Genomic DNA, 12,536 nt, shown 5'->3' on the forward strand with positions numbered 1-12,536 from the left:
GAAGCGGCGGGGGCGTGCCTCATCGTCGCCGAAACGACGCGGACGCGATTCGTCATCGCGGAAGCGGCGCTGCGGCTGTTCGCCGCCTTCGGGACGCCGCGGGCGCTGCGGACGGTTGTCGTCGCTGAAGCGGCGGGGGCGAGCCTCATCGTCACCGAAACGACGCGGCCGCGATTCGTCATCGCGGAAGCGGCGCTGCGGCTGTTCGCCGCCTTCGGGACGCCGCGGGCGCTGCGGGCGGTTGTCGTCGCTGAAGCGACGCGGCCTGGCTTCATCATCGCCGAACCTGCGCGGAGCGCGGTCGTCATTGCCGAATCGCCGCGGACGGTTGTCATCGTCGCCGAAGCGGCGAGGGCGCGACTGGTCGTCATCAAAGCGGCGCGGCCGCGCCTGGCGCTCACCATCGGCGGGACGGCCTTGACGCGGCGGGCGATCGCTGTCGCCGCGCGCCGGCCGCGGAGCGCGGCCGGCTGCCGGGTCGGCCGGAGGCATCCCACCCTTGCCGGACTTGGCGCCAGCGCCGCCCTGGGCGCGCCGGATCCCTTCGGCCACGGCCTGCACGCGCTTGCGGTTCAGGTCGGAGACGCGCACGGGCCGATTGCCGGTCGGCTTGCGGGTGGCGGTGCCGTCGGGCGGCTTGATGCCGAGCGTCTTGCGCTTCGGCGAATTGCTGTCGGTCATATCTTCAATGCTGCGCGGCCGGATCAGATTTCCAGCGCGGCGAGCAAGTCCTGTTCAAGCTGAATCTGCAATCGGTTGTCGGCGGCCAGACGGCTGCCGTCGACCAGGAACACGTCTTCGACGCGTTCCCCAAGGGTGTTGATGCGCGCCGTATGCACGGACACGCGATGTTTCGCCAGCACGCGCGTGATCGCGTAAAGCAGGCCGGTGCGGTCATTGGCCGACAGCGACAGCAGGTAATACTGGCCGCGTTCGTCGGGCCGCAGGTCCACGCGCGGCTTGATCGGGAAGCTGCGCGACTGGCGCGACAGGCGGCCCTGGCTCGGTTCCGGCAGCGCGGCCTGCTGCTGCAGCCGGTCGCCGAGTTCATGCTCGACCAGCGCGAGGATGTCGCGATAGTTGCCGCCATCGTCGGCCATGCCCGGGTCCGTGACCTGGAACGTGTCCAGCGCGTAGCCATGGCGTGTCGTGTGGATCTTCGCATCCTGGATCGAGAACGCCTTGCGCTCGAAGTAGCCGCAGATGCGTGCGAAGAGGTCGGGCTGGTCCTTGACGTAGACGGCTACCTGCAGGCCTTCTCCGGCCGGGGAGATGCGTGCCTTGACCACCGGCAGCGGACTGTCGACCTTGTTGAAGAGGTGACGGGTCAGCCAGGCGATGTCGCGCGAATCGTGGCGCAGGAAGAAGGCTACGTCGAGTTGCGCCCACAGCGGTTTGCCCAGTTCGGGGTCAAACGCCTTCAGGCGCAGTTGCGAGATGGTTTCTTCCTGGCGCTGCGCCCAGATCGAATGCGGATCGACCCTGGCGCCGCCCAGCACGCGCAGCGTGATGCGGTACAGGTCTTCTAGCAGCTTGCCCTTCCAGGCATTCCAGACCTTGGGGCTGGTGCCGCGGACATCGGCCACGGTCAGCAGGTATAGCGCCGTCAGGTGCCGTTCGTCGCCGACCACGCGCGCGAACGCGTGAACGACGTCAGGATCGGTCAGGTCCTGCTTCTGCGCCACGTGACTCATCGTCAGATGGTGCTCCACCAGCCAGCAGATCAGGTCGGCGTCCTCGCGCCCGATGCCGTGCTGCTTGCAGAAGCGGCGCGCATCCACGGTGCCCAGCTTCGAATGGTCGCCGCCGCGGCCTTTGGCGATGTCGTGGAACAGCGCCGCCACCGACAGCACCCACGGCTTGTCGAAGCTCGCCATGAGCTGGCTGCAGAACGGGAATTCGTGCGTGTGCTCGACAATCGCGAAGCGGCGCATATTGCGCACCACCATCAGGATGTGCTGGTCCACGGTGTAGACGTGGAACAGGTCGTGCTGCATCTGGCCCACGATGCGCCGGAAATTGATCAGGTAGCGGCCCAGCACGCTGGTCTGGTTCATCAGGCGCAGCGCATGGGTGATGCCCTGCGGCTCCTGCAGGATGGCCAGGAACAGGCGGCGGTTTTCGGGGTCTTTGCGCCAGCGCGCATCCATCACGGTACGCGCGTTGTAGAGACCCCGCAGCGTGCGCGGCGACAGGCCCTTGATGCCCGGCGTGCGCTCATAGAGCAGGAAGGTCTCCAGGATCGCGTGCGGGTCGTCTTCGTAGAGGCTGTCGCTCGTGATCTCCAGCATGCCCTGGCGCTCGACAAAGCGCTCGTTGATCACGCGCGTCACCTGCGATTCGCTCGGGAACAGCAGCGCCTCGATATTGAGCAGCAGCACGCTGTTGAGCTGGGTCACCGCCTTGGCGGCCCAGAAGTACCGGCGCATGAGCTGCTCGCTGGCCCGCTTGTTGGCGTTCTGCCGATAGCCGAACGATTCTGCCAGCGCGGTCTGCAGATCGAACACCAGCACGTCCTGCCGGCGCCCGGCCACCAGGTGCAGGCGCGCGCGGATGGTCTTGAGCAGGCGTTCGTTGCGCGAAAGTTCCTGGGCTTCGCGCTGCGTCAGCAGCCCCCGCTCGAACAATTCTTTCCAGCTGTCGCCGAGGCCGGCAGCCTTGGTCATCCACAGGATCACCTGCAGATCGCGCAGGCCGCCCGGGCTTTCCTTGCAATTGGGCTCGAGCGCGTATGGGGTGTCCTGGTACTTGGCGTGGCGCTGGCGCATTTCCAGCAACTTGGCCTGGAAGAATGCGGCCGGGTCCAGATCGGCCTGGTGTTGCTTGCGCAGCGCCTCGAACAGCTTGCGGTCGCCGGTCAGCAGCCTGGCTTCGAGCAGCGAGGTCTGGATGGTGATATCGGCACGCGCCTCGCGGATGCAGTCTTCCACGGTGCGCACCGACGAGCCGATCTCCAGCCCCAGATCCCAGCACATGCCGATGAACCGTTCGAGCCGGCTCACAGTCTCGGCATTGGGTTCGGACGGCAGCAACAGCAGCACGTCCACGTCGGAGTATGGGAACAGCTCTCCGCGACCGTATCCGCCGACGGCCACCAGCGCCGCGCCGGCAGGCATGTCGAGCCCGCGCCATGCCTCGACAAGCGCGGCATCCACGGCGCGTCGCAGACGCGTGACCAGCGTGCCTACGTGAGGCGACAGGTCAAAATCGGCAAACAGGGCCTGCTTGTCGGCTTTCAACTGGTCGCGAACGCGCGCGGCGAGCAGGAGTTCCGGCGTGGTGTCCATGGGCAGGGCAGGAAGGTTCGTGGGCACGGCTGGAAAAAGAAAGGCGCCGGTCAGGCGCCCCCCAACGATGTTGCGGCTCAGGCCGCGACCGACTCAGTAATGAACGCGGGCGGCGCCGGCGTGGCGGCGGAGACCGTCAGCACCTCGTAGCCGGTTTCGGTCACGAGCACCGTATGTTCCCACTGCGCGGACAGGCTGCGGTCGCGGGTCTTGACCGTCCACTGGTCGGGCATGGTACGGATGTCGCGCTTGCCGGCGTTGATCATCGGCTCGATCGTGAAGATCATGCCTGCCTTGATCTCGGCGCCGGTACCCGCGCGGCCGTAGTGCAGGATCTGCGGATCTTCATGGAAGTTCTTGCCGATGCCGTGGCCGCAATACTCGCGCACCACGCTGTAGCCGGCCGCTTCGGCATGGACCTGGATCGCGTGGCCGATGTCGCCGAGGCGCGCGCCATGGCGGACCTGTGCGATGCCCTTCCACATGCATTCATACGTCACCTGGGCCAGGCGCTTGGCGAGGATCGAGCCTTCGCCGACGATGAACATGCGGCTGTTGTCGCCGTAGTAGCCTTCCTTGGTGATGACCGTGATGTCAAGGTTGATGGCATCGCCGCTCTTGAGCACGCGGTCGCCGGGAATGCCGTGGCAGATCACGTCGTTGACCGAGGTACAGATCGCGCCGGGGAAGGGCGGGTAGCCCGGGGGCGCATAATTGAGGGGTGCCGGGACGGTGCCCTGGACGTCACGCATGTAGGCGTGGCACAGGCGGTCGAGTTCACCGGTCGTCACACCAACCTTCACGAACGGCGTGATGTAGTCGAGGACTTCCGAAGCAAGGCGGCAAGCCACACGCATTTGGGCGACGTCTTCGGCGGTATTCAGGTGGATGCTCATGTTGCTTCGCCAGAATAAGTGATGGCGAGGCCACAGGCCGCGCCGGAATCGATAGGGTAATGTGGGATTATCGCACCATCGGCGCCCGATCGCAGCGATCCGCCGTGCAATCGGGGTCAGATGAAAGGCGCTGCCCGGTCCACCCGGCTCGCCGCGGCAGAATTGCTGGCCGCTTGAGTGGTGCGCCCATTTATTGCTAGAATAGCGGGCTGACTTGTTTGCGGTGCAGCATTTGCCGCGTCGGGTCAATATTCTGAACGAAATCGCTGGTCCGCCCATCCGGGGTGTTCCTTTTCAGGAATGTCGGGGCGGACTTCAGACCGAACCCTATTGGAGAATCACATGTCCGTTACCATGCGCGAAATGCTGGAAGCCGGTTGCCACTTCGGCCACCAGACCCGCTTCTGGAACCCGAAGATGGCCCCCTTCATCTTCGGCCATCGCAACAAGATCCACATCATCAACCTCGAAAAGACGTTGCCGATGTTCCAGGACGCACTGAGGTACGTGCGTCAGCTGGCAGCCAATCGCGGCACCATCATGTTCGTGGGTACCAAGCGTCAGTCGCGCGAAATCCTGGCTGAAGAAGCAGGCCGTGCCGGCATGCCCTACGTCGACGCCCGCTGGCTCGGCGGCATGCTGACCAACTTCAAGACGGTCAAGACCTCGATCAAGCGCCTGAAGGACATGGAAGCCGCCAAGGAAGCCGGCGCGCTGGAAACCATGAGCAAGAAGGAAGCGCTGATGTTCGAGCGCGAAATGATCAAGCTGGAAAAGTCGATCGGCGGCATCAAGGAAATGGGCGGCATTCCTGACGCCATCTTCGTGGTGGACGTCGGCTACCACAAGATCGCCGTGACCGAAGCCAACAAGCTGGGCATCCCCGTGATCGGCGTGGTTGATACCAACCACTCGCCGGAAGGCATCGATTACGTGATCCCGGGCAACGACGACTCGTCCAAGGCTGTGGCCCTGTACGTGCGCGGCGTGGCTGACGCGATCCTGGAAGGCCGTGCGAACGCCGTGCAGGAAGTCGTTGAAGCCGCTCGCGGCGGCGACGATTTCGTCGAAGTGCAAGAAGGCTGATTGCCGGCTGCCGAGAGGACCCCGATCACGCGCATCGCCACGGAACGATCACAAGGCATCGGCCACCGGACCTGACAAAAGGTGCGGGGCGTTGCGCGGAGCCGGTCAAAGCCGGCCTCGGCAAGTTGGAAAGAAAAAGGGGGCACATCCGGCGCCCCCTTTTTTTGAATTTGCAGTATCCGAATGATTGTCATCCGCCGCAGGCAAGCTCTGCCGCGGGTGAAGCTGTACACCCCCCGGCCGGTTGCGTGCCAGGAAACTGGCGCACCCGGCGCGAACCATTCAAGGAGTGACAAATGGCGGCAATTACCGCAAGCATGGTGGCTGAACTGCGCGCGAAGACCGACGCGCCGATGATGGAATGCAAGAAGGCCCTGACCGAGGCCGACGGCGATCTGAACAAGGCTGAAGAGCTGCTGCGCGTCAAGCTGGGCAACAAGGCCAGCAAGGCTGCATCGCGCGTGACCGCTGAAGGCGTGGTCGCTTCGTTCATCGACGGCACCACCGGTGTTCTGGTCGAATTGAACTGCGAGACCGATTTCGTCTCCAAGAACGACGACTTCCTGGCGTTCTCGGCCAAGGTTGCCGAGCTGATCGCCAAGCAGAACCCGGCCGACGTGGCCGCCCTGTCGGCGCTGGAAATCGACGGCGTGAGCGTTGAAGCTACCCGTACCGCCCTGATCGGCAAGATCGGCGAGAACCTGACGATCCGCCGCTTCGTGCGCTACGCCAATGGCGGCAAGCTGGTTTCGTACCTGCACGGCACCCGTATCGGCGTGATGGTCGAGTTCGACGGTGAAGAAGCCCCCGCCAAGGACGTCGCCATGCACGTGGCCGCCATGAAGCCGGTGTCGCTGTCGGCTGACCAGGTTCCCGCGGACCTGATCGCCAAGGAGCGCAGCATCGCCGAGCAGAAGGCTGCCGAATCGGGCAAGCCGGCCGAAATCGCCGCCAAGATGGTGGAAGGTTCGGTCCAGAAGTACCTGAAGGAAGTGTCGCTGTTCAACCAGCCGTTCGTGAAGAACGACAAGCAGACCGTCGAGCAGATGCTCAAGGCTGCCAACACGACCGTGAAGGGCTTCACGCTGTACGTGGTGGGCGAAGGCATCGAGAAGAAGCAGGACGACTTCGCTGCCGAAGTGGCCGCCCAGGTGGCCGCTGCCCAGAAGGGCTGATGTCCGGGGCGGCCGGTGCCTCCCGTCAGGGTTGGCACGCCGCCTATAATGCCGAAGGGGCGCCGCAAGGTGCCCCTCTGTGTAAGTGGGACCGAAGCAGCAATCCGCAGCCCCGGCTGCATGTTGCTGCAACAGCCAGTTTCCGGCGCCATCCGCCTGCCGCGGGTGCCGCCGAAAACCGGTTATCTCCGGCATCCGCGCGGCCGTGCCGCCCGGGTGTATCAAAACAATACGTCTCAAATCGAGCAGCCTTGCTCCTGTCCGAGGGTGAATATGCCAGCCTACAAGCGCGTCCTACTGAAACTCTCCGGTGAAGCCCTCATGGGCGATGATGCCTTCGGCATCAACCGCGCCACCATCGAAGGGATGGTCAACGATATCGCCGAAATCGTGAAGCTCGGCGTCCAGGTGGCGGTGGTCATCGGTGGCGGCAATATCTTCCGCGGTGTCGCGGGCGGTGCTGCCGGCATGGACCGCGCCACGGCCGACTACATGGGCATGCTGGCCACCATGATGAACGCGCTGGCCCTGCAGGACGCCATGCGCCACGCCAATATCGAAGGCCGCGTCCAGTCCGCGCTGCGCATGGACCAGGTGGTCGAACCCTACATCCGCCCGCGCGCGATCCGCCAGCTCGAAGAGGGCAAGGTCGTGATCTTTGCCGCCGGTACCGGCAATCCGTTCTTTACCACCGACACCGCCGCGGCACTGCGTGGCGCGGAGATCGGTGCGGAGATCGTGCTCAAGGCGACCAAGGTGGATGGCGTGTACACGGCCGACCCCAAAAAGGACCCGAGCGCCACGCGCTACACCACGATCACGTTCGACGAGGCCATCTCGCGCAATCTGCAGGTCATGGACGCCACGGCGTTCGCGCTGTGCCGCGACCAGAAGCTGCCGATCAAGGTGTTCTCGATCGTGAAGCCGGGCGCGCTCAAGCGCGTGGTGCTGGGCGAGGACGAAGGTACGCTGGTCCACGTCTGAGGACGGGTGCCGGCCGCGGAATCTGTTGCGCGGGCCGGCAAAGAGTAGAATGATTCATTTTCGATCCCGGAATAACGGGATCCTGGTAGCTGATTTCCGGAGGTAATCATGAGCGTCGCCGAAACCAAGAAGAGCGTCGAGCAGAAGATGCAGAAGTCGATCGAGGCCTTCAAGGCCGATCTGGCTAAGGTCCGCACCGGCCGTGCCCACGTTGGCCTGCTCGACCACGTGCAGGTGGACTACTACGGTTCGATGGTGCCGATCAGCCAGGTGGCCAATGTCGGCCTGGGCGATGCCCGCACCATTACCGTGCAGCCGTGGGAAAAGAAGATGGTCGGCGCGGTCGAGAAGGCGATCCGCGACTGCGACCTCGGCCTGAACCCGGCTACGATGGGCGAAGTCATCCGCGTGCCGATGCCGCCGCTGACCGAAGAGCGCCGCAAGGAACTGACCAAGGTCGTCAAGGGCGAGGCTGAAGGCGCCAAGATCGCCGTGCGCAACCTGCGCCGCGATGCCAACGAGCAGTTCAAGAAGCTGGTCAAGGACAAGGCGATCTCCGAGGACGACGAGCGCCGCGGCCAGGACGACGTGCAGAAGCTGACCGACAAGTATGTGGCGGAAATCGACAAGATGGTCGCCGAGAAAGAGAAGGAGATCATGACGGTCTGACGGTTTTCCGGCGCTTTGCCGCCGGGACCTTCAGTGTCGTCTGCCATCATGCAGCACATCAGTTCTACGCTCGCCGTCCCCGACAGTACCTATGTGCCCCGCCACGTTGCCATCATCATGGATGGCAACGGCCGCTGGGCGACTCAGCGCCATCTGCCGCGCGTGGCCGGCCACAGCCGCGGGCTCGATGCCGTGCGTGCCGTGGTCGAGGCCAGCGCCGCGCGCGGCGTACAGTTCCTGACGCTGTTCGCGTTCAGCTCCGAGAACTGGCGTCGTCCTGCCGACGAGGTATCGTTCCTGATGCGCCTGTTCATGACTGCCTTGCGCCGCGAGGTGGTCAAGATGCATGCGAACAGCATCCGCCTGCGCGTGGTGGGAGATCTGGGCCGGTTCAGCCCGCGCATCCAGCAACTGATCAAGGATGCCGAGGCGCGCACCGCCGGCAACACCGGCATGACGGTGACCATTGCTGCCAACTACGGCGGCCGCTGGGACCTGCTCCAGGCCATGCGCAAGATGCTGGCCCGCTCGCCAATGCTCGATCCGGAATCGATCGATGAATCGGTGCTGGCGCCGCACCTGGCGATGTCCTACGCGCCGGAGCCGGACCTGTTCATCCGCACTGGCGGTGAACAGCGCATCAGCAATTTCCTGTTGTGGCAGCTCGCCTATTCGGAGCTGTACTTCACCGATGTCTTCTGGCCGGACTTCGACGCGGCCGAGCTGGACAAGGCCTTTGCCTCGTACCGCCAGCGCGAACGCCGCTTTGGCCGCACCAGCGCTCAGCTGGTGGCGCCGGGGCTGTCCGGTACTGCCTGAACGGCAGGCCAATCCAACTTTCCACGGGACTAGCAGCGCATGCTTCTCACCCGCGTCATCACCGCCCTGTGCCTGTTGCTGCTGATCCTGCCGATCCTGTTCCTGGCGCCGCCCGCGGCGCTGGCCGGGCTGGTCGCCGTGATCGTGCTGCTTGGCGGCTGGGAGTTCGGGCGGCTCATCGGGCTGCGCGGTGCCTGGCCGTACGTCTATGCGGTGGCCTGCCTGCTGGCCTTGATTGGCTGGCATGATCTGCCGGACCGCCATGGCCTGACCTGGCTGCTTGAAGCCGCCGTGGTTTGCTGGGGCGTGGCGCTGATACTGCTCGCGCGCGGCGTGCGGACTGCGACGCCGGGGTTCACGGTGCTGGGCGCCATCCTCGGTCTCATCATGCTTCCCGCGTTCGGGCACGCCACCATGATCCTGCGCGGCGCCGGCATTGGCGTACTGCTGACAGCGGCCGTGCTCGTGTGGGCTGCGGACATCGGCGCCTATTTTGTCGGCAAGGCCATCGGCCGGCGCAAGCTCGCCCCGTCCATCAGCCCGGGCAAGTCGTGGGAGGGCGCGATCGGCGGCTGGCTGCTGGCCATGCTGATCGGCCTGGGCCTGGCCGCCACGCATGCCTTTGCGCCGACCTGGTTCTCCGTGATGGCCGACCGCGGTGGCCTCGTGCTCGTCGCGCTCTTGACCACGCTGCTGGTTGCGGCGAGCATCGTCGGTGACCTGTTCGAGTCGCTGCTCAAGCGGCAGGTCGGCATGAAGGACAGCAGCCGGCTGTTGCCTGGCCACGGCGGCGTGCTGGACCGCATTGACGCGCTGGTGCCGGTATTCCCGCTGGCCGCGCTGATGGTGACCTATTTCTGAAGCCGCTCTGTTCTGATATGCATCGAATTACCATCCTCGGCGCTACCGGCTCGATCGGCGAAAGCACGCTTGATGTGGTGCGACGCCATGCCGACCGGTATGCCGTACATGCCCTGACTGCGCACCGTCAGGTGCAGAAACTCGCCGCGAGTTGCATCGAGTTTCGTCCCGCCCGCGCTGTGGTCGGGACGCCGGAAGCCGCAGCCGAACTGGAAGCGCTGCTGCGCGCGGCCGGTGTCGCGACCGAAGTCAGCTACGGCGAAGCCGCGCTGGAGTCGGTGGCCAGTGACGCGCAGACCGATTCGGTCATGGCCGCGATCGTCGGTGCAGCGGGGCTGCGTCCGACGCTGGCAGCGGCGCGTGCCGGCAAGCGCGTGCTGCTGGCCAACAAGGAAGCGTTGGTCATGTCCGGGCGCATCTTCATGGATGCGGTGCGCGAACATGGCGCCACGCTGCTGCCGATCGACAGCGAACACAATGCCATCTTCCAGTGCCTGCCGGCGAACGATCAGCGTTATCGGGCAGGCGTTGCCAAGGTCGTGCTGACCGCTTCGGGCGGGCCCTTCCGTACGCGCGATCCGGCGACACTGCATGACATCACCCCGGACCAGGCCTGCGCGCATCCGAACTGGGTGATGGGCCGCAAGATCTCGGTGGACTCGGCGACCATGATGAACAAGGGCCTGGAAGTCATCGAGGCCCATTGGTTGTTCGAGGCACCTGCCGAACACATCGAAGTGCTGATTCATCCACAGAGTATCGTGCATTCGATGGTCGCCTATCGGGATGGATCGGTGCTTGCCCAGCTCGGCAATCCCGACATGCGCACGCCGATCGCCTATGGGCTGGCCTATCCGGAGCGGATCGATGCAGGGGTTTCTCCCCTCGACCTGACGCTCGCCGGGGCCCTGAATTTCGAGAAGCCGGATCTGGTGCGCTTTCCTTGCCTGGCGCTTGCCTTCGACGCGCTGCGTGCCGGCGGTGTGGCGCCCGCCGTGCTCAATGCCGCGAATGAGGTGGCTGTCGAAGCATTCCTGCAGGGAGGCATCCGCTTCACCGACATCGCCAGGATCGTCGGCAACGTGCTGGAAAAAGCACCCCATGGTGCGGCGGACTCGCTCGAATGCGTGCTCGATGCCGACCAGTTGGCGCGACAGTCCGCGCGTGCATGTCTGCAGGACGTGACAACAAGCGCCGTCCGCTGACGGTGGGGCCCGTGGCATCTGCGACAATGGCATTGCCGCCGCGACCGGCGCCTATGCCATGGCGACCTGCCGTGCGGCCCGGCCAACTTTCCTGACGACCCGCCATGCAAACCGTAATCGCTTTTGTCGTCGCCCTCTGTGTACTGATCTTCGTCCACGAAATGGGGCACTACCTTGCCGCGCGCGCTTGCGGAGTCAAGGTGCTGCGATTTTCGATCGGCTTCGGCCGGCCGCTGCTGCGCTGGATTTCCAAGGGACGGGACCACACCGAATGGACCGTCGCGGCCATTCCGCTTGGCGGCTACGTCAAGATGCTCGACGAGCGTGAACGGGACCCTGAGCACGATGCGCCGATCGACCCGGCGGAACTGCCGCGCGCGTTCAACCGTCAGTCCGTCGGGAAGCGCTTCATCATTGTCGCCGCCGGACCGCTGGCCAACTTTGCGCTGGCGATCGTGCTGTATTTCGGTCTTTTTACCGGCGGCATGCGCGAGCCGGCGCCGATCCTGGCAACGCCCGCTGCCGGCACCATGGCCGCCGAGGCCGGTGTGCGTGAGGGCGACCGGGTGCTGTCGTTGCAGGCCAACGGCAGGGAAGAGGCCGTGCGCTCCTGGAACGAACTGCGTATGGCGGTATTTGCCGAAGGGTTCGGCGATGCCCGCGCGGTGCTGCGTGTACGCGGATCCGATGGCAGCGAGCGGGACCTGACGCTGGCGCGGCTGCCCAGCACCGGGAGCAACCCGGAGCAGGATCCGCTGGCCACGCTAGGCCTTTCGCTCAAGGGCGGCCCGGTGACGATCACCGAGGTCATGGCTGGTTCCGCTGCTGAACGCGCCGGGCTGAAGGCTGGCGACCGGGTGGTCGCATGGCAGGGCAAGCCGCTGACGCAGGCCGCGGAACTGATCAAGGCGGTGCGGGCGCAGCCGGGCCAGCGCGTGGCGCTTGGCATCGAACGCAACGGCCAACGGCTGGATATCCCCGTCACGCTTGATACCACACCGCCCCGGGAGGGCGAGGCGTCCGGTGCGGCGCCGGCCGGCAAGCTGGGCGCGGCACTGAGCCAGGCGGTGGAGATGGAGACCGTCCGCTACGCCCCGGTCCAGGCCCTGGGCCGTGCCGTCGGGCAGGTCTGGAACACCAGCGCGTTGTCGCTGAAGTTGCTCGGAAAGATGCTGATCGGGCAGGCTTCGCTGCAGAATCTGAGCGGCCCGCTGACCGTGGCGGACTACGCCGGACGTGCCGCCCACCTCGGGCTGCAGGCCTTCGTCAGCTTCCTGGCGCTGGTCAGCGTCAGCCTCGGCGTGCTGAATTTGTTACCTATTCCGGTTCTGGACGGGGGGCATTTGCTGTATTATTGCGTGGAATTTTTGACTGGCAGGCCCGTCCCAGACCACTGGCAGGCAATGCTGCAGAAGGTAGGCATCGCCTGCATCTTGCTCCTGACTTCGCTCGCTTTGTTCAATGACGTCAGCCGGATGTTCCTGGCCAATGGCTAGGAGCAGTACTGGCAAACAGGGCGATCGTGTTGCCGACACCGTCGCCCGGGATGCTATT

At 65.1% G+C, this 12,536-nt stretch carries 11 protein-coding genes; 9 read left to right on the plus strand and 2 right to left on the minus strand.

Annotated elements, in window-relative coordinates; all coding sequences use genetic code 11:
• The coding region (locus tag KHO41_RS12200; RefSeq protein ID WP_211953544.1) for a hypothetical protein at positions 1-744 on the plus strand (744 nt) is incomplete at its 5' end.
• Here KHO41_RS12200 and KHO41_RS12205 read toward each other — a convergent pair.
• Entirely contained in the window at positions 705-3,287 is a 2,583-nt protein-coding gene (locus tag KHO41_RS12205; protein ID WP_211953545.1) for a [protein-PII] uridylyltransferase, read from the minus strand. The two genes, KHO41_RS12200 and KHO41_RS12205, sit on opposite strands and share 40 nt — an antisense overlap.
• A gap of 77 nt (positions 3,288-3,364) precedes the next feature.
• Positions 3,365-4,183 (minus strand): type I methionyl aminopeptidase, encoded by an 819-nt coding sequence (gene map / locus KHO41_RS12210; RefSeq protein ID WP_211953546.1) that lies wholly within the window; start codon positions 4,181-4,183, stop codon positions 3,365-3,367.
• Between the two features lie 342 nt (positions 4,184-4,525).
• Between map and rpsB the strand changes: the two genes are divergently transcribed.
• The 8 genes from rpsB to rseP all read left to right on the plus strand — a co-directional run bounded on the left by rpsB (position 4,526) and on the right by rseP (position 12,478).
• Entirely contained in the window at positions 4,526-5,269 is a 744-nt protein-coding gene (gene rpsB, locus KHO41_RS12215; protein ID WP_211953547.1) for a 30S ribosomal protein S2, read from the plus strand.
• A gap of 296 nt (positions 5,270-5,565) precedes the next feature.
• The gene (gene tsf / locus KHO41_RS12220) at positions 5,566-6,444 is read left to right on the plus strand and encodes a translation elongation factor Ts (RefSeq protein ID WP_211953548.1); all 879 of its coding nucleotides are present in this window, start codon (positions 5,566-5,568) and stop codon (positions 6,442-6,444) included.
• A 273-nt stretch (positions 6,445-6,717) separates the two neighbouring features.
• Entirely contained in the window at positions 6,718-7,428 is a 711-nt protein-coding gene (gene pyrH, locus KHO41_RS12225; RefSeq protein WP_011298042.1) for a UMP kinase, read from the plus strand.
• Between the two features lie 108 nt (positions 7,429-7,536).
• Positions 7,537-8,097 (plus strand): ribosome recycling factor, encoded by a 561-nt coding sequence (gene frr, locus KHO41_RS12230; RefSeq protein WP_211953549.1) that lies wholly within the window; start codon positions 7,537-7,539, stop codon positions 8,095-8,097.
• A gap of 48 nt (positions 8,098-8,145) precedes the next feature.
• Positions 8,146-8,916, plus strand: coding sequence for a polyprenyl diphosphate synthase (gene uppS, locus KHO41_RS12235; protein WP_041679969.1), 771 nt, complete (start codon positions 8,146-8,148; stop codon positions 8,914-8,916).
• Positions 8,917-8,955: 39 nt separating this feature from the next.
• Positions 8,956-9,777, plus strand: a complete 822-nt coding sequence (locus KHO41_RS12240; RefSeq protein WP_211953550.1) for a phosphatidate cytidylyltransferase — start codon at positions 8,956-8,958, stop codon at positions 9,775-9,777.
• A gap of 17 nt (positions 9,778-9,794) precedes the next feature.
• Positions 9,795-10,982 carry a 1-deoxy-D-xylulose-5-phosphate reductoisomerase gene (gene ispC, locus KHO41_RS12245; RefSeq protein WP_211953551.1) on the plus strand — a complete coding sequence of 396 codons (1,188 nt, stop codon included), beginning with the start codon at positions 9,795-9,797 and terminating at the stop codon, positions 10,980-10,982.
• A 104-nt stretch (positions 10,983-11,086) separates the two neighbouring features.
• A complete protein-coding gene (gene rseP, locus KHO41_RS12250; protein WP_211953552.1) occupies positions 11,087-12,478 on the plus strand; it encodes an RIP metalloprotease RseP in 1,392 nt (463 codons plus the stop codon).
• Positions 12,479-12,536: the final 58 nt, after the last annotated feature.

Origin of the sequence: Cupriavidus numazuensis, from assembly GCF_905397435.1 — a bacterium.
GTDB classification, from domain to species: Bacteria; Pseudomonadota; Gammaproteobacteria; order Burkholderiales; family Burkholderiaceae; genus Cupriavidus; species Cupriavidus numazuensis.